Origin of the sequence: Neiella marina (assembly GCF_002165625.1) — a bacterium.
GTDB lineage: Bacteria > Pseudomonadota > Gammaproteobacteria > Enterobacterales > Neiellaceae > Neiella > Neiella marina.
In genome coordinates, this window is the sequence record NZ_NGNS01000020.1 from 17,452 (window position 1) to 36,077 (window position 18,626).

Genomic DNA, 18,626 nt, shown 5'->3' on the forward strand with positions numbered 1-18,626 from the left:
TCACTGATGGCTAGTTATTTGGGTTTAGTGTAACTCAAGCTCATTGAGACCGAGTCGGCAAACCGCAACGCATGTGGTTTGTCGATTTCAACTGACGCGCTTTCCACCCAAGGATGCTCGGTCGCAATCGCTAGTACATCTGCGGTCAACTTTTCCAATAGCGAGAATCGGTTTGACTCAATCAACGCAATTATTTTTTTGGTGATGGTGCGATAGTTGAGTGCATCGTCCATGTTGTCCGACTCGGTCGCGTTATCAGCGGGGTAATTGATGATGACGTTGACGACTACGTCTTGCTTGTTTTCGATTTCTTCTTGCTTAATACCGATATAGGTGCGAAGTCTAAGGTTTTTAACCCGAATAGTGGCGATGGCGCCCTGCATAATGATTCCTTATTGTTTAATGCATTAATGAGTTGCCTTAAGCGGTGCTATTGGTCCAGCTTGTTGATCGTTTTGCGCAACTCATATCCTTCATCCGTTACGATTTTTTCCAGCACTTGGATCCGTTGTTGCAAACTAGCAATCGTGGTTTGCTCGAGTTGAGCGAGTTTAGCCTCAAGCTCTTTTGCCTTAGGAGCATCTTTAAATTTCATTTGTTTTTCGATTAGACGCAAAATTCCGCCGCCAAAAACAACGGTGACAACGATTAAAAACGCAAGGGTAGTACCAGACATCATTTCTTCCTTGAGCAATTGGTGGTGGTTATAAGCTATCAAATGACGATGGTGGATGCACAGTTTGTTTGTTGCTGTTGGGTCGAGTTTCATCCATAGGTATACTGAACGACAACACATCATCACCCATCTCTTCAATTCGTTAAGTCAGGATGTCTTATGTCTCCATTAACCGCCTTGAAATTGGCTTGGCGTCATGCCACTAAATTGCTGATTGCGATGGCAACTCTTACGTTAGTTGCCTGCTCAGAGCCAGAAACCTTGACCAATTTATCCGTTGAGTTTCCTCAGTCTGAACTCATGGTGATTGATGTCGTGTCGTCGAAACAGAAATATCAATTTGAATTGCCGGTTACTGAGTTGAGTGACCGTGATGCGCTGGCCAAGTCCCTTGCCGACTTGCCTCGTGAACTGCGTTTAGAAGTGATTGAAATGCTCGAAAGCATTGAACCGCCGGCACCAGAGCCTATTTCACCAAGCTTAAGTCGCAGTGTTGAAGCTTTGGATCATCTCCTTAAATCGTTAGGGGACGACTTGTCTGACCTACAGCAAGAGCTGCAGCAACACGGGGATGAATACCAACGCGAGCTTGAACAAAACATGGGGGAACTTTCTGAGGGCGCAGCTGAAATGGCGGCAGAAGCTGAACAACAAGCCAAAGGGTTCTTGGACAAAATGCAACAGCAGTATGTTGAGCACATTGCCCGCTTGATTGAATCTGGAGAGCTATCTGAAGAAGAGATTACTCGTCTCGAACAAGCGATCATTGCTCATCACAAGAAAGCGAAACAGTAAGATAGCGATTGATATTGATGAATAACCCGTTTTCTCAACGCCCAGTCTTGAAGCGATTCAATGCTTTTGTTCAAGCTCTGTTTGCGCTAATGCTGTTGGTGGCTTCGACTGCTTACGCCGACACTGTCCTTGACCCGGAAGTAACCACTGCAGTTACTCAACATCAGGCGGTTTATGCTGATCAAGCCATGGTGGTGACGGCAAATCCTCATGCCTCTGAAGCCGCTCTTGCAATGCTAACCGCGGGCGGCTCTGCTGTAGATGCAGCGATTGCCGCGCAGTTTGTGCTGACGTTAGTCGAACCGCAATCAAGTGGTATTGGCGGCGGCGCATTTATGCTGTTATACGATCAAGAACAACAGCAGCTACTTACCTTTGATGGCCGAGAAACGGCGCCAGCAGCGGCCAAGGCCGATCGGTTTTTGAATGATGAAGGGAAACCGAAGCGCTGGATTGATGCCTTGGTTGGGGGGCAGTCAGTTGGCGTCCCTGGTGTTGTTGCCATGATGGCGCAAGCCCATGAGCGTGACGGCAAACTGCCGTGGGCTAAGCTCATTGAGCCTGCTATCAAGCTGGCCGAAAACGGCTTTGAAGTATCGCCACGGTTGGCCGGTTTGTTGGCCAAACGTTACAATCCTGGGTTGGTTAAGCTGGAGCCCGCAGCCAGTTATTTTTACCCCGATGGGGAGCCTCTTCAAGCCGGCCAGTTACTGAAAAATCCTCAGTTAGCGGCAACGATGCGAATCATTGCCAAGCACGGCAGCGAGGCGTTCTACCAAGGCAAACTGGCCGAACAGTTAGTTTCAGCCGTGCAACAGGCGGCAATTAACCCGGGCGACCTGACGATAACTGATTTGGCCGGCTATCAACCCAAACGTCGAGCGCCTTTGTGTGCCGGTTATCATCAGTATCAGGTTTGTTCGATGGCACCGCCGAGCTCCGGCGGTATTGCCGTGGCTCAACTAATGAAGTTGCTTGAAGCGCGCGACATGAGCGACTTGGCTACTGGCAGTGTTGGCGCGGTGCATCAGTTTGCTCAAGCGTCAAGGCTGGCATTCGCCGATCGTAACCGCTACATCGGCGATCCCGATTTTGTCAAAGTGCCGGTCAACGAACTATTGGCCGACAGTTACATCGCTGAACGCCGTCAGCTGATTAAGGCCAATAAAGATATGGGCAAAGCCCAAGCTGGTCATGTCATGAGTGCGCCTCGGGCTGCAGGCGTGTCTCCGGAACTACCCAGCACCTCGCACTTGAGCATTGTTGATGGTGAAGGCAACGCGGTGTCAATGACCACAAGTATCGAAATGGCATTTGGCTCTGGCTTGATGGTTAATGGTTTCTTGCTCAACAACCAATTAACCGATTTTTCGTTCTCGCCATCGCGTGATGGCACATTAGTGCCAAATGCCGTTGCCGCAGGCAAACGACCTCGCAGTTCAATGGCGCCTGTGATGGTATTCGACCAAGCCGGCGAACTGGAACTGGTGGTTGGTTCTCCCGGAGGCAGCCGAATTATCAACTATGTTGCGCAAACCTTGATTGCCGTGCTCGATGGCAAACTCGACATTCAGCAGGCGATTAATATGGCCAAGGTGACTCACCGCAATGATTACTTGGCATTGGAAAAGGGCGGCTGGCCGCAACAAACGGTAGAGCAGTTAGAATCAATGGGCTATGAGTTGCAACAACGTGATTTGAATTCTGGCTTACACGGTATTCAGAAAGTAAAACAAGGTTGGCTTGGCGGCGCTGATCCGCGCCGCGAAGGAGTCGCTTTGGGACTGTCGAAGTGACCGAGCTACCGGCGGCCAATGCTAGCCGTTGGTAGCAAACGGATCGGCATCTATTTTGTGAACCACCCAAGTGTTGGCAAATTGCTGTGATAAATGGACAACGCGAACGTCCATGATGGTGCTGCGTCCGACTTTTGAGGTGAAGTGAAGCTCAACCCAAACATCTTGGTCGAGGCGGCGAAAAAAGTCGGCACTACTGTTTTTCACTTCGATTTCGGGATTAACCATTTCCATGCCGACGACATGGCGCTTAATCGCTTCCATATTGCGATAATGCTCAAGTAGTTCTGCCAATTTTGGTCCAGACAAGCGCTTTGCTTTTTCCAAGTCTTCTTCAACATAAATGGCACTGAAAAACGCTACCGCGACATCTTCCGGATCTTGCTGCGGTTTGTTGTCTTGACAGCCAATTAGGGTCAAAACGGCCAACATTAAAGTGACGATTCGAAGCCACATGGAATTATTCTCATTAGGGTTAGATGGCAAAACCATACCCACCAGTTTGGAGTATTTCAATAGTAGTTTATTTGTCAGCTGACAAATGGCTGGCAACACAAATACTGGCGTTGGCTTGGCATCATCCCTAGCTCTGTTTTGCATCCGTAATTGTCGTTGCAGGTGATAATAAGTACTACCCTTATACAGTATTTATACAGTACTCTTGCAACTGCGCTAAATAGAATGAGGCATCATGGAAACGTCTGAGTTAGTTTTCGTCGATTTGGAAACCACAGGTGGAGTGGCACAACGAGATCGGATCACAGAAATTGCCGTGATCCGAACATCCCAAGGGCAGGAAGTGAGTCGTTGGTCATCGCTGGTCAATCCGCAACAGCCGTTGACGCCCTTTATTCAGCGCTTAACTGGACTGACTGATGAAATGCTTGCCAACGCCCCAACGTTCGACGAAATTGCCGATGAAGTCGAGCGGCAACTCGCCGATGCCGTGTTTGTTGCTCACAATGCGCGATTTGATTATGGTTTTCTGAAGAATGAGTTCCGTCGCATTGAGCGCTCATGGCACGCTCGTAACTTGTGTACCGTTAAGTTATCTCGGGCCATGTATCCTGAGCATCGAAAGCATGGATTAGATCAGTTGATTACTCGTCATGACCTGTCCTGTTCAGCACGTCACCGAGCAATGGGTGATGCTGCTGCCACCCTGATGTTTTATCAACACTTACTGAACGAGTTTGGCACTGAACGGGTCACTGAGCAGATTGCGAAGCTCATCCTGCGACCAACGATTCCTCCGAACCTGCCGAGCGATGTGCTCGATAGCTTACCGACGAGTCCTGGTGTCTATCGATTTTGGGGTGAGCAAGGCGCGCTGTTGTACGTTGGTAAAAGCATCAATATTTATCAGCGAGTGACGAGTCATTTTCAAGATGACCACCGGCTGCACAAATCGCAACAGCTGTCGCTGCAAGTATTTGATATTGACTACAGCCAAACGGCTGGCGACTTGGGAGCGCAGTTATTAGAGCTGCAGCAAATAAAAACACTGAAGCCGATCCACAATCGCCGCAGCCGCGCTGCGAAGGAATTGAAGACCATTCGGCTCAAGCAAAATGAACACGGATACCTATGCGCATCGATTGAACATCATATTGATATGGCTGATTTGGCTGCCCACTATGGTTTGTTCAAAACTAAGAAAGAAGCAGAGAAAGCCCTCAATGGCTTGATTAAGAGTTATCAATTGTGTCCGTCATTATGTGGCTTAGAGCAGACTCAAGGTGCGTGTTTCAAAGCGCAGTTGGGGCAATGTAAAGGTGCCTGTGAGCAAAAAGAGCAAGCACTGGCATACAACACACGAGTTACCTTGGCGATGCAAGGGTTGAAACTCAAGAGCTGGCCTTGGGAAGGACCAATTGGTATTCGTGAGCACGATAGCTTTAGCGATATTCGTCAGTTTCATGTGATCTGGCAATGGTGTCACCTGATTACCTTAAATGATGAGCAGGAATTTTATGATTGGTTGCCAGAGCAGGCACCCGAGCCTTCGTTTGACCGTGATTGCTACCAGTTGCTGCAACGCTATTTGTTCGGCGGCAAATCTAAACCTGATGTGGTGGTGCTGCCTAATTGGTCGGTGACATAGCTGCTTACTTATTGGTGTGTTGAAGTCACCGTTAAATCCAAGCGTCTGATCAAGGCGTTTTGATTCTGTTTAGCTATATTGATGCTAAATCAACTATCTGGGTATCAGCAATTTGATGCTGTCGGTCAGCGCAAGTATCAGCCGATTTGAAAAGCTGGTGGTCTTTTTGGCCTTAGCCTCTATTGCTGCGCTTGCAATTTACCCATTGTTGCCGAACCAACGCTTTTCCATTGATCTTCATAATACCCAACGAATTGCTATCGAAGGTGATGGAGTCAGCGGTGGCTCTTCGGTTGCCAGCGTAATTGAGTCGTCGAATTCAAAACCGCTTAGTTGGCGTTGTGAACTCAAAAGCGGTTATCAGTTCCCCTATTGCTCCACCAAAATTCATTTGTTTGATGAAGCTTCCATGCAGGGGGTTGATCTGAGCAGTTATAAAGAGTTGTTATTGCGCTACAGCTATCGGCCACCAACAACATCAAGTCAAACCGAAACCATCCGACTTTACGTCAGAAACCACAACCCAGCCTATTCCAACCTAGACGATTTCAGCTCCATGAAGTACAACGAGCTGGAATTCCAACCGAGCACTTTGGGCGATGAAATCAATCTGCCGCTCGACGTCTTTAAAGTCTCTCATTGGTGGTTGTTGGAGCGTAATTTGCCGATTGAGTTATCGCGTATCGAGTTCAATCAAGTCATGGTAGTAGAGTTGGTCACCGGTACCTATGCGAGCTTCGGCGAGCACTTTTTTCAGCTCAAAGAGTTGACCTTCACTAAACCACTGGTGTCGGCGTCAAACTACTATTTGGCAATCGTTATCGTGTGGGTCGCCTTGTCGCTATCATTTGTGTTTTGGAAAGCACTGACGCTCAAGCGCGACAATCGCAAGTATCATCATTTGGCAATTCAGGATCCGCTGACAGAGTTGCTCAATCGTCATGGTATTCAAGAAAAACTGAAACAGCATCAACGGGCCGCTGCTAGTGTTTTGTTGTTCGACCTCGACCATTTCAAGAAAGTTAATGATGTTTATGGTCATGGCGTCGGTGATGAAGTACTGAAGGCGTTTGCCAACTTACTCCGTCTAACCTGCCGTCAAAACGATATTGCTGCCCGTTGGGGAGGGGAAGAATTCGTAGTGATTTGCTTTGATACCGACGCGCAACAAGCAAAAATCGTCGCCGCTAAAGTACGCCAGGCAATGACAGGTTTAGTCTGGCCACAGCAGTTAAATGTAACCACTAGTATCGGTGTCGCCGAAGCTGGTGCAGATGACTCTTTTGAAGTTGCTCTCAACTGGGCTGATATTGCTCTTTATCAAGCAAAGGAACAAGGGAGGGACCAAGTCATCGTCTACCAGCACGCGACTAATCAATAAAAAACGAGTAGTACAAGTCGGCTGAACGCTCAATACCGGAGACTGTTTCTAGCCACAATTGATTCAGCAAGTAAAACCGCACAGTCACCTCGTTAATGGGCTCAAACACGCCCATGCCGTACTTTAAGTACAGTCGCTCGCCAACGTAGCCACTGATAGTGACTTGTGTTTCATCACCTTCGCCTTCGGTATCTAGCGATACTTGCTGGATTCCGGTGACTTGCTCCATTGAGTTGGTCAATCCCATTGATGATGCGGCAGTGACACCCAGTGCAGTGGCGGCCGCCATCGTGCTATTACTGTCATCTGAGTCGAGACCGCGACCGCGAACAATGTACGACAGCACTTCCTGCTGTTGCATGGCCGGATCCGAATAGAACTCAATAATCGGTTGTTCTACCGTGCCGGTAGCATGAATACCAGCGATGACATCAGCCGACTTAATTTCACGAGCCGCTCTAATATTCAAAGCGGCCAGCTCTGGCGGGCCATTAAAGTGGACCGCTGAATCCGGTTGCACTTCCAAACGTTGGCCATAAGCGCGGTAGCGGCCAGTGGTCAATTCAATTGGGCCATAAAGTTGGACCGGTACGTTAGGCTGTTTAATGACTTCAAGTTGGCCGCCAATACGGCCAATGAAGCCGAGTGCATTGACGCGAATATCATCGCCCAAGGTCACTGCTATCTTGGCATTGAGATTGGCATCAGCGCGGCTTTGTTGATCGATTTGATCAATGAATACTTGGTCATCACTGACCGCTATCCCGCTGTCGGGCAAGCGCCGAAAGATGATTTCAGCTTTGGGGATGTCAATAGTCCCGGTTAATGATGGCGTTGCATCGCGGTAGTCAAAACGAAGGTCAGGACTGACCACCAAGCTCGACTCTGGCGGCAGTAACACATCCAATTTATGACCATCGAATCGCGATGCCAGGGTAAATTCGTCGCGCCAATCAGCCGTAGCCGTCAATGTCGCTGAATTTTTACCAAGGTGGAAGTGACTGGTTAGATCAGCACGTTGTTGGCTAAAAGTGAGTGATAGATTGAGCTGATCGATTGGTGTTGGGTTGGACAGCAGCACAATTTCGCCGTCGTTTAAGTTAAATTCACCATTGATTAGAGGGCTCCCTAACGTACCAGTCACCTCCGCTTGACCGTTAAGATAACCTTTGACTCGCTCGATATCTGGCAGTAGTGATTTGAAGTGACCCAATTCAAGAGCTGATACGGCTAACTGGCCGCCAATCGCTGCATCGTCATTCTGGACATTGCCATCGAACAACAGGTGAGCACCATGGTCCGTTTGCAGCTCCAGCTTCAGTATTGATTGCTGCTCATCGATTGCCCCAGATATCGTTAGCTGACCAATATCGACTTGCTGCTGATCGCTATCGACGCGGCTGTGGAATGCCATGGTTAAGTCTTTAGAGTTGAGTTGGAACGTCGCATTAGCAGGCTGATTGGGCTGCCAATGCGCATCTAGCTCACCGATCAGGTGACCTGACACCTGGTAATCTTGATGAAGCAATTGCCGCGTTAAGTCATGGCCTGATATATCAACCGATAGCTCGGCATTGCCAGATTTGCCTAGGGTCGCAGGCTGACGCAGACAAACTTTGCTATCTCGGGCTTGCCAGCAGTGTTGACTGATATCCATTTGCTGACGCTCGACGCCGTAGTTTAGCTCAACGGCTTGATTGAGCTGCCAATGCCCTGCGGTGGTTGCAAAATCGGCTCGCTCTAGCACCCCTGTCCATGACTGTTCAGTGTCAAACCAATGACCTTGCAATTGAACCTGAGGGATGAAGTCGCCAGCGCCGCTCACGGTAAGTTGATGATTGCCGAGGTCCCCCGAACTGGTGAGCGAGAGTCGTTCGCTTTCGAGGTGGGCCAAATCGGTATCAAGCAACTCGAGTTCAAATTGATGTTGGTGGTTGGCCAGCGGGCTATAGCTGGCGTGAAAAGACCCAGAGTCTGCTTGGATCGACTGTTGGAAACCAAAACGCTGCAATTGACCAGCGATGGCGATGTGCGGATCATCATAACGGCCAGTGACTGTGATATCACTTTCAATCGTGCCGGATAGGCCATCGACCCAGCGATTCAACTCCTGCCCCGATAGATGGCCAGACATTTGCCATTGGTCGTTCACCCGACCAGCCATGGTTAGCGTTGAGCCAGCAATTTCGATGGCAATATCTTCAGCGTAACCTTGCAGCTGGTTGTTGAGGCTCAGCTGACCTTGCACCTTGACCGGCATGTCGAGATAGTCACCGCTGATGTTGATCGGAGTAAAATTCAACTGCCATTGCTGTTCGCTCCAGTTACCTGAGTGAACGATCTCGCCGGAGATAACAGGGACGTCAGGTAGTTGCCATTGAGGCAAATGAAGTTGCTGAAAATGAGCGTTGAGCTGCCATTTTAGCTGTTCTCCATAGTCCAGATGAGCATCACCAACTAGCTCACCCTGATGAAGTAAGTCATTGATCTGCAGTTCAGACAAGGTCAACCGTTGGTTGCTGTGATGACCTAATGCAGTCACTTTGGCTTTAATGGGCATCTGCTCGAGTTCAGTGTCCACTTGAGCTCGTATTTCAAATTCTTGCTGATGCCGGTTGCCTTGTGCATTGGCGCTTACGGTTTGATATTGCATCAATTCAGTCAAATCATCGGGCATGATCATTTGTTTGCCAGCGACGCTGAGATGAAATGGTATATCGGGGTTGGCCAGTGCGACATCGCCATTGACTTGCCAAAATAGTCGCTGTTGTTCGCTTGCCGCCAAAACAAGATTCTCTAAATCGCCGTCAATGGTTGCTTGCCATCGACTGTCTTTAAGGTTGGCAAAATTTGGGGCTTGTTGTGGCGCGACGGTGACATCCAGTTGCATCGGATATGGGTGGGAGAGTTGCGCATCGCCGTGGATTTCGACAAACCCATAGGGCAGGTGGTCGAAACCGAGGCGGTCAATTTGTACATCAACGAATTGCCAATTGGCATCAATAAACACATTAGCAAACGATTCTTTGAGCCAATCTTCGTAGGCGAAGGTAAACCGCTCTGCGGCGGCATTATTAACCAGCAATGTCAGTGGTAATCGAGTATCACTGAGTTGGCTCAGAGGCCAAGGCGTCGCTGGTGTTTGCTCGCTAGCCGGGGTCTCAGCAGAGCTCACAGAGTCGGCATCAACGTGGACCAAGCCATCTTTAAAATGAGCGCGTCGTACATCGATCATATCGTCTTGCAAGTAGACTTGAGCGGATCCTTGCGTCCATTGGATGACGATGTCGTCAATCAACAACTCACCTTTTGCTACTGAGGCATTTCGAACATCAATGGTGAATGGCAATTCGAGGGTGTAGGGTTGCTGTTCTGTAGCATCAAGGACGGGGTCCAAATCTTGCTCAGTTTGATCATCTGCTGATGACACTAGCTCAAGGAAAAAATCTGTTGCTTTAGCATCTCGAATACAGAGGCTATTGGTGAGCGTGCACCACGGATTCCAGTGAACTTCAATGTCATTGCCACGGATTGTTAGCTCATCAAGTTCGAACGAAAAATGGTTTACCGCTAGACGACTGTTGAGTCTTCCGGATTTGTAATCGAGCTCTAAGCCCGGAACCAAGCCGCTCACGCTGTGGACTAGAATACGGCTGCCAAACTCAGTTGAGACCAAGATAGCTGCGACCAATAGCAGCGCTATCGGTAGGTAAATGAGCCATCGAAACAGATGACGAACCGTCATAACTCTGCTCCGATATTAATATGTAACCGCCACTGAGGGTTGGTTTTGCTAATGCTTCTGGCGACATCTAACTTCACTGGTCCCACAATCGACATCCAATGGATGCCGCCACCAACGGAGTAAGCCCAATCAACCGTGTCTTCTAAATCGTCAAAGGCATTACCGCCATCAGTAAATGCCGCAACTCGCCAGTTGTCATTCAAATAGTACTGGTACTCCAAGCTAGCAGTTGCCAAATAACGGCCACCAACGGTGAGCTTCTTTTGGTTCCCTTCTTCATCGGTGTAATCGATCTTGGGGCCCAAGGATTGATAGCCAAAGCCGCGAATACTCTCATCACCACCGGCGTAAAAGCGCAGCGATGGTGGCACATCGCTAAGGTCTTTATCTTCAAAATAGCTAGCGCCGAGGGTCGTGCGAGCAACCACCCGGTGGTTTTCAGCAAATCGATCTAGCCATTTTAGCTGTGCAACAAAGCGGGCAATATTGGCATCTGAACGCATTTTGTCAGAGGCAACTTCAAGTAAGTAGTATTGCCGCAAACCAGCTTCTGGATCGACTGGATTACCTTGGCGCCTGGTTTTCGCCCATGTTACCCCTGGCATAATGAATTGGCTTTTTTGGCTGTCTTCAAGAATATCCCAGCGCTCATCCAAGTGGCGCACGTAGTATTGACGAATCCAACCATCATGGATGGTTTTACGACCGATTCGAGCATGCCGAAGCTCACTCTCAATGTCGGCATATTCGTTACTCTCAAGACCTAAACCAAGTTGCAGAATATCGGTGTTCGGGTTGCTTAGCGGGATGTCATAAAGAAAGCGGACATATGGATTGACGTCAGAGTACTCAATTTTTGTTTCTTGCGAGTGGCCTAAGGTATTGACCTGAGGCGTCCGCCAAGTAATCGATGCCCGTTGTTTGGTATCTGTGGCGTAGCCCACACCAACGTTAAAGCTATGATTGCGCGCTGGTGTTAAATCGACTCTCACTGGTACCTGGCCGTCCTGACGCTGATCGATCAATGGCAGGACTTTGACGGCACTAAAGTAGCCGCTTTGCACCAGAGCACGGCTTAACCCTGTGACTTGATTAATATTGTATGGATCGCCCGACTCGAAATTGAGCATCGATTGCAGCAACTCAGGTTCAAGATCTGAGCCTTCAAATTGAATATCACCAAACTGATATCGACGGCCGCTCTCGAAATGCAAAACGGCATTGGCGAGGTGTCGTTTGCGGTCTATCTCTAATCGTGCGGTGACCATAGTGGCGTCAAAAAAGCCAAGTTGTAGGGCTTGCCCCATCAATTGGCTTTTGGTGCTGTCATAGTGGCTATGAATCACCCGCTGGCCTTGAATTAACCCCTCGAGTAAAGCAATACCCTGAAACTCTTCGAGTTGCATGGCGTCGCCAACAATCTGAATATCGACTTGCTGCCACTTGGTCGCAGGCCCCGGCTCGACTGCAATCGACAGTTTCCAAGGATCATTTTGTTTGTCCAGCGCTAACTCGATATTGGGAGAGTAAAAGCCAAGTGCAGCAAGTGCCGTTTCGGTGGCTGACTCGGAGTTAAAGACAAAGCTTGCTCGATGTTGTTCAGTATCAGGGAGTTGGCCTAAGTGAGCCTTAATGTTGTCACGCTGCTCTTTGGTTGGCGCTTCAATAGATAGGGACAAGTTGGCCGCCTGAATAGGCATAGAGACCAACAAACTCGCCAACACAAAAAGTAAACGTCGAAACTGCACGATGATTCCGAATGCACTAGATTGCACCCATTATAGGGGGTGTTGATCGCTTGCATAGGGTCTAAAGTGAATATTTGATGGCGATTCAGGCAATGTGCCTAGTTATGGCGCCCAAGTTATTCGTTACGCTGTTTGATGCAAGGCAACGATAAAAGTCAAACGGCCATTAATATATTCGACTTTAAACTCGGTCTTGATAAAGGCAACCAACATGCTGTTCATTTCAGATATCCATGGTTCGATTACCGCGCTCAATAAAGCACTTGCATACAAGATAAAGCTCGGTGCGAAACATTTGGTGTTGCTGGGTGATGTGCTCAACCACGGCCCGAGAAATCCAATTCCTGAGGGCTACGATCCTGCTGCTGTGGCTGCAAGGCTTAATCAATACGCCGATTGCATTGTTGCCGTCCGCGGTAATTGCGACAGCGAAGTCGATCAGATGTTGTGTGACTTTCCACTATTGGCTGAATACAACTGGTTGATTGTGGCAGGTAAGCGCTTGTGCTTAAGCCATGGTCATCAGCTCAATCCACAGCAGTTGCCGCCATTGGCCAAAGGCGAAGGCTTTGTTTTCGGTCACACTCATTTACCGGTTGCTGAATATCAAGATGATGTTCTTCTCTTTAATCCGGGTTCAATCACTATCCCCAAAGGTGGACATCCTGCGAGCTTAGGTCATTATGATGGTCAGTGTTTTCGAGTACTCAAGTTGGACTCAGGCGAACCACTCATGTCGTGCCAATGGCCTACCTAGCACTGTGCAATAAGTGACCAGACATTGGTTCAGTTTCGGTTAAGTTAAATGCCATAAGATGTAATCACTGTTTTCACAGGGCCATCAAATTTGCAGGTTTGATTCGCTTAGAAACGCAGTAATCCCTCCCCTTCGAATAGTAGAATTGGACTTATTTTTAGTCAGCCCGGCAATAGCCGGGCTTTTTGTTTTTGTCTTTTTTTTTCAATTTGTTAATTGTTTGTTTGAGCAATTTCTTATTCAGTTTCGGTTCAGCCTTGATTGATAGCTTAGCGGCGCGTTAACAAAACTCCTCGAAAGGAAATACTATGAACAAGAAAACTCTATTGGCTTTAGTTCCAGCTTCATTTCTGACTGCTCCTGTCATTGCCAATGAATCAACCAACGACTGGTTTGTCGGTGGCGCTATTAATAAGCAAATGTCAAAAAGTGAGCAAACACCTGGAGCGGTACCTGCCGATACATCATCGTTTGATCAAAAGGATCGAGATTGGGGTTATGAAGTAAAAGCCGGTCGTTATTTTGGTGACAATGACCAACATCGAATGACGATGACTTACACCGAAGCTGATGGCGGTAGTCAAACAGGTGACTACAAACAGAAGAACATCCTCGCTTCTTACGATTACATGTACAGCCTTACCGATGACAATAAGTGGCGAGCCTTCGGCGGTGTCTCCGCTGGTATGGCCAATACTCGTTACACCGGAGCAGGCAGCTCAAATGACTTTGTTTACGGTGCTCAAGCAGGTTTGAATTACCGCATTAACCAAAGTTGGGAGACTGAAATTGGCTACCGTTACTTGAGACAAGACTATTCCGGTACTAACGCCAATACCGGCGAAAACTTTGAGTTAGACCGTACCGAGCAGGTCTTTATGGGCGTTAATTATCGCTTCTAAGCTCGATGAGCTGATTTTTTCCATTTTTATGTCTGAGCTAGGTCGATAGATGCCAATCATATCGGCTTAGCCGCCTCGCATGGATGCGAGCAAGCCCTCATTTCTCAATTCGTTCTCATGAAATCACTAGTGCTGTAGGTCATCGTTCCGGCACTATTGGTTGCCAGTAATATCATCTTATTCTTTTATCTAAGTCACCGAATTGCTGTAAAAAAGTTCAGTTTCTGTTCAGTCTGAATCACTAATATGGATCGGGCTACATTAGCCAACAGCTCATTGCAATTAGTGATTGCCGAGCCTCGAATAACAGGCCCAAGACGTCAGCTGCCGGAGGTTGCCTTTTAAGCTAACCTTGTCAATGATGCCATCGTGCTCATTGAACTGCTTCAGTCGCCGCTGTATTAATAAAGGTTTATAGAACATGCTTATACTGGTAGTAGAAGACGACCCGATTTTAAATCACCACCTTACTGTTCAGCTGCAAGATGCTGGCAATCAAGTGTATGCAGTCACGACGGTTAAGGATGCACTGTTCTTCGCTGAGCAGTATCCGATCGAATTAGCGATTGTTGACTTGGGTTTACCCGATGGTGATGGTATCCAGTTGATCAAGAAGTTTCGCGCTCAAGAACGACCGTTCCCTGTACTTATTCTAACCGCCCGAGCTAACTGGCAAGACAAAGTTGATGGCTTAAACGCTGGTGCTGATGACTACTTGGTCAAGCCATTTGAAGTACAAGAGTTACTCGCCCGACTCAATGCCTTGGTTCGTCGAAGTGCCGGATATGTAAAAGCAGAAGTAAATTGTGCTGGCTTTACGTTAAACTTGTTAACCAAAGAAGTGTCGGTCAACGGTAATGTGCTAGAGCTGACTGCATTCGAGTATCAAATTTTGGAGTATTTTGTTCGTCACCCAGAGCAAGTGGTATCTAAGCAGCGCTTGATTGATACCCTATATCGCGATGGTGATGGCGATTCGAATACCATTGAAGTGTTGATTAGCCGATTGCGGAAAAAGTTAGCCAATGTTTTACCTGAGGTCCCTATCAGTACCATACGTGGTCAAGGATATCGGTTAATAAATACATGAAAACAAATGGATCTTTGTGGCTTCGGAACTTTTTAGTTTCGATGCTCATTATCACTGCGGTGACATTGGCCTTGGCTAATGTGTATTACAACGATAAGCAACAGAGCTTAGAGTTGGAATACGGCAGTGATTTGCTCGAACGTTTGCCTATGGTGATTGAAACCATGGTGACGCAGGGCGTTTCTTTTGAAAACACAGTGTCAGAAACCATGCCGCTGCAAGGTTACATGGGCGCACTGTGTGATGATTATGGCGAAGTGATCTGGAAATCGGTGCAAGCAAAAGCATTCGAATTGAAAGAGCTTTGCCAACAAGTGCAGGGCAAAGGTAGCAGCGCCCTGACGATCCCGGTGCGGGTTGATGACAACAAATTGTTCTTCGCGCATGTTTTATCCGGCACCTTCAATGGCATTCGCGGTGATTTTGTTGCCCTTCGTGACGGTCAGGCCTACGAGCAATGGCGTGCTGAATCGGTTGAGAAAGCCCTCATTACGGTAATTTTGTTTTTGGTTACTGCTGGTGTTGCCCTGTATATGACGTTCCGCTGGGCGATGCGGCCACTGAAAACCCTAGAAACCGAGTTGCAGCATGTGTCAGAGCAAAAACAAGTCGCTCTGAATGAACCATACCCTTACGAGTTAAAACCAGTGGTGACTGCGCTCAATAGTGTTATGGGCGAGAATATTCATCGCTCTCAACGCTATCGTCATAGTTTGAATGACCTCGCGCATAGCCTAAAAACACGTTTGGCTGCAATGAATGTGGTGTGTCAAGAAAACTCCATTGCGCCGCACGTGCAAGCCGAATTACTCAGCAATTTGAGCCAAATGAACGCCATGGTTCAATACCAACTGAAACGTGGTTTGACCGGCCAACAAGCATTGAACAAACAATCGACGCCACTGCTTGAAATTGTCGATAACCTGCATCAGCTACTCGACAAAATATACGCCGATAAGAAAATCGAACTCGACAAGCGCATCTCCAAAGACGACGAAATCCCCATGGGGCGTGACGATCTGATGGAAGTAATGGGTAACTTACTGGAAAACGGTTTCCGCTATGCCATTTCAAAACTCCGCATCAGCCAACTGCCGCTGGCCAATGGCGGAGTGCAACTGCGTATTGAAGATGATGGCCCAGGTGTTACCGAATCGCGTCGCGAGCAAGTGTTCCAGCGCGGCGTCCGGCTGGATGAAAAACCGACCGGTCAAGGCATTGGCTTGGCGGTCTGTGCCGATATTGTTGAGAGCTACCGTGGCGAAATTCGAATCGAAGACTCTGATCTTGAAGGCGCCTGCTTCGTCATTGAATTGCCGCCAGTAGAAGACTGGTGGGACCAATAAAGTAACAAACACCAATCCAATAATTGTACTGGCAGTAGTTGGCTTTTGCCGATGAAGCCAGTACAGTTGTCGGCCCCAAGGCCGTCTGGCCGCAAAACACCACAAAGGAAAGGATCAATGAGCAATCAAGTTCGCGTAGCGATTGCAGGCTGTCAGGGCCGAATGGGTAAAACCCTGTTGGAAGTTGGCCACGAAAAAGAGTTTGTTGCCATTGGCGGTGCTTTTGAACGTCCAGATAGCAGCTTGATCGGCGTTGACGCCGGTGAACTTGCAGGTCTTGGTGCCATTGGTGTGCCAGTAACGGCTGGACTGCAAGGCTTGGAAGATAGTGTTGATGTCGTGATTGACTTTACCGTCCCTGAAGCCACTTTGGCGAATCTGGCTTGGTGTCGTGAACATGGCAAAAAATTGGTCATCGGTACCACTGGTTTTACCCCAGAACAGCAGCAACAAATTGATACCATGGCACAAGACACTGCGGTGATGATGGCGCCAAACATGAGCGTCGCTGTCAATCTCATGTTCAAGCTGCTTGAACAAGCCGCTGCGGTGATGTCGGACCACGATATTGAAATCGTTGAGGCCCACCATCGTTTTAAGAAAGATGCCCCTTCTGGTACCGCATTGAAAATGGGCCAAGTGATTGCTGATACCTTGGGTCGTGATTTAAATGAATGTGCTGTCTATGGCCGTGAGGGCATCACCGGCGAACGCGATCGCAACACCATTGGTTTTGCCACGGTACGTGCTGGCGACATTATTGGCGAGCACACCGCGATGTTTGCTGATATTGGTGAACGTCTTGAAATTACGCACAAGTCGTCAAGTCGCGCAACCTATGCAAATGGTGCCATGCGGGCCGCTAGCTGGTTGATGAACAAAGATACTGGCTTGTACGATATGTTCGATGTATTAGGCCTGAATTAACCATTATTAGTTAACTTTATTTTAAATTTCGGCCCTAATGGGCCGTTTTTTATTTGAAAGCTTCGTTTATTGAAGTTTTTTAAAATTGCCGTGGACGGCAAACAGTTTTTGCTCTAGAATGCGTTCAATTTGCCAGCACAAAGGCAAAGAGGGATAGATAGAAGTGTCAAAAGGCGTTCTGCCTCTTCTATCTACGACACGAACAGCTGACCACAAGTGTGGAGGTTATCTTGGCTAAAGCTGCCCTCTTGGTACTCGAAGACGGTACTATTTTCCGCGGCACATCTATTGGTGCAGACGGCATGGCAACCGGTGAAGTTGTCTTTAATACTTCAATGACCGGTTATCAGGAAATTTTGACTGATCCATCATACGCTCGCCAAATCGTCACCTTAACTTATCCTCACATCGGTAACACAGGTACCAACTCGGAAGATGAAGAATCATCTGAAGTTTGGGCCAAAGGCTTGGTGATCCGAGATTTGCCAATCATCGCCAGCAATTTCCGAAGTGAACAAACCCTGAGTGAATACCTAACGGCCCGTAATGTTGTGGGTATTTGTGACATCGATACACGTAAGTTAACCCGTATTCTGCGTGAGAAAGGTGCTCAAGCTGGTTGTATTGTGGCAGCGGATAGCTTCGATGAAGCAGCAGCGTTAGCTGAGGCCAAAGGTTTCCCAGGCCTAAAAGGCATGGATTTGGCGAAAGAAGTGACCACCGACAAAACGTATTCGTGGACTGATAGCACTTGGCAATTAGGTGAAGGTCACGGCAAGCTAGAAAATGAAGCTTTTCACGTCGTAGCCTACGATTTCGGTGCTAAAAGCAATATTTTACGCATGTTGGTAGAGCGCGGTTGTCGACTCACCGTTGTTCCTGCGCAAACCTCAGCCGAAGAAGTATTAGCTCTGAATCCAGACGGCATCTTCTTATCGAATGGTCCGGGTGACCCTGAGCCATGTGATTATGCCATTGCAGCCATTAAGACCTTCCTAGAAACCGACATTCCTGTATTTGGTATCTGTTTAGGCCATCAATTGTTGGCGCTGGCAAGCGGTGCGAAGACGGTGAAGATGAAGTTCGGTCACCATGGTGCCAACCACCCAGTGAAAGATCTTGAGCGCAATGTGGTCATGATCACCTCGCAAAACCATGGTTTTGCAGTGGACGAAGAAACGTTGCCAAGCAACCTTAAAGCCACTCACGTGTCTTTGTTTGACGGTTCATTGCAAGGTATTCATCGCACCGATAAGCCTGCATTCAGCTTTCAGGGCCACCCTGAAGCGAGTCCAGGACCGCACGATGCGGCGCCATTATTTGACCACTTTATTGAACTCATGCAGGCCCGCGCCTAAA

15 protein-coding genes are annotated in these 18,626 nt (G+C 48.2%); 10 read left to right on the top strand and 5 right to left on the bottom strand.

Annotated features, from left to right (window positions below; genetic code table 11):
• Nucleotides 1-14 precede the first annotated feature (14 nt).
• Together folX and CBE68_RS14155 are read right to left on the bottom strand one after the other, a co-directional pair.
• A complete protein-coding gene (gene folX / locus CBE68_RS14150; RefSeq protein WP_087506753.1) occupies nt 15-383 on the bottom strand; it encodes a dihydroneopterin triphosphate 2'-epimerase in 369 nt (122 codons plus the stop codon).
• 47 nt (nt 384-430) lie between these two features.
• A complete protein-coding gene (locus CBE68_RS14155; protein WP_087506754.1) occupies nt 431-769 on the bottom strand; it encodes a hypothetical protein in 339 nt (112 codons plus the stop codon).
• A 66-nt stretch (nt 770-835) separates the two neighbouring features.
• Between CBE68_RS14155 and CBE68_RS14160 the strand changes: the two genes are divergently transcribed.
• Together CBE68_RS14160 and ggt are read left to right on the top strand one after the other, a co-directional pair.
• On the top strand, nt 836-1,471 hold the full coding sequence (locus CBE68_RS14160) for a hypothetical protein (protein WP_087506755.1): 636 nt from the start codon (nt 836-838) through the stop codon (nt 1,469-1,471).
• A 17-nt stretch (nt 1,472-1,488) separates the two neighbouring features.
• A complete protein-coding gene (gene ggt, locus CBE68_RS14165) occupies nt 1,489-3,267 on the top strand; it encodes a gamma-glutamyltransferase (RefSeq protein WP_229744765.1) in 1,779 nt (592 codons plus the stop codon).
• A gap of 21 nt (nt 3,268-3,288) precedes the next feature.
• Here the strand turns inward: ggt and CBE68_RS14170 are convergent, their stop codons facing one another.
• The gene (locus CBE68_RS14170) at nt 3,289-3,867 is read right to left on the bottom strand and encodes a hypothetical protein (RefSeq protein ID WP_087506756.1); all 579 of its coding nucleotides are present in this window, start codon (nt 3,865-3,867) and stop codon (nt 3,289-3,291) included.
• A 91-nt stretch (nt 3,868-3,958) separates the two neighbouring features.
• Here CBE68_RS14170 and CBE68_RS14175 point away from each other — a divergent pair, with 91 nt between their 5' ends.
• Nucleotides 3,959-5,371 (top strand): exonuclease domain-containing protein, encoded by a 1,413-nt coding sequence (locus CBE68_RS14175; RefSeq protein WP_087506757.1) that lies wholly within the window; start codon nt 3,959-3,961, stop codon nt 5,369-5,371.
• A 115-nt stretch (nt 5,372-5,486) separates the two neighbouring features.
• On the top strand, nt 5,487-6,752 hold the full coding sequence (locus CBE68_RS14180) for a GGDEF domain-containing protein (protein ID WP_087506758.1): 1,266 nt from the start codon (nt 5,487-5,489) through the stop codon (nt 6,750-6,752).
• Here the strand turns inward: CBE68_RS14180 and CBE68_RS14185 are convergent.
• Nucleotides 6,742-10,497, bottom strand: coding sequence for a translocation/assembly module TamB domain-containing protein (locus CBE68_RS14185; protein ID WP_087506759.1), 3,756 nt, complete (start codon nt 10,495-10,497; stop codon nt 6,742-6,744). The genes CBE68_RS14180 and CBE68_RS14185 overlap by 11 nt on opposite strands.
• Nucleotides 10,494-12,245 carry an autotransporter assembly complex protein TamA gene (locus tag CBE68_RS14190; protein ID WP_143824576.1) on the bottom strand — a complete coding sequence of 584 codons (1,752 nt, stop codon included), beginning with the start codon at nt 12,243-12,245 and terminating at the stop codon, nt 10,494-10,496. The genes CBE68_RS14185 and CBE68_RS14190 overlap by 4 nt, the downstream gene beginning before the upstream one ends.
• A 211-nt stretch (nt 12,246-12,456) precedes the next feature.
• On the opposite strand from CBE68_RS14190, the gene yfcE reads away from it, so the two are divergent.
• The 6 genes from yfcE (at nt 12,457) to carA (ending at nt 18,625) form a co-directional block, all read left to right on the top strand.
• Entirely contained in the window at nt 12,457-13,002 is a 546-nt protein-coding gene (gene yfcE, locus CBE68_RS14195) for a phosphodiesterase (RefSeq protein WP_087506761.1), read from the top strand.
• A 308-nt stretch (nt 13,003-13,310) separates the two neighbouring features.
• Nucleotides 13,311-13,904, top strand: a complete 594-nt coding sequence (locus CBE68_RS14200) for an outer membrane beta-barrel protein (RefSeq protein ID WP_087506762.1) — start codon at nt 13,311-13,313, stop codon at nt 13,902-13,904.
• Nucleotides 13,905-14,325: 421 nt separating this feature from the next.
• The gene (locus tag CBE68_RS14205; RefSeq protein ID WP_087506763.1) at nt 14,326-14,994 is read left to right on the top strand and encodes a response regulator; all 669 of its coding nucleotides are present in this window, start codon (nt 14,326-14,328) and stop codon (nt 14,992-14,994) included.
• 41 nt (nt 14,995-15,035) lie between these two features.
• Nucleotides 15,036-16,340 carry an ATP-binding protein gene (locus CBE68_RS14210; RefSeq protein ID WP_188708278.1) on the top strand — a complete coding sequence of 435 codons (1,305 nt, stop codon included), beginning with the start codon at nt 15,036-15,038 and terminating at the stop codon, nt 16,338-16,340.
• Between the two features lie 117 nt (nt 16,341-16,457).
• Complete coding sequence (gene dapB / locus CBE68_RS14215) at nt 16,458-17,267, top strand: 4-hydroxy-tetrahydrodipicolinate reductase (RefSeq protein ID WP_087506812.1); 810 nt, start codon at nt 16,458-16,460, stop codon at nt 17,265-17,267.
• A gap of 230 nt (nt 17,268-17,497) precedes the next feature.
• Nucleotides 17,498-18,625, top strand: coding sequence for a glutamine-hydrolyzing carbamoyl-phosphate synthase small subunit (gene carA, locus CBE68_RS14220; RefSeq protein ID WP_087506813.1), 1,128 nt, complete (start codon nt 17,498-17,500; stop codon nt 18,623-18,625).
• Nucleotide 18,626: the final 1 nt, after the last annotated feature.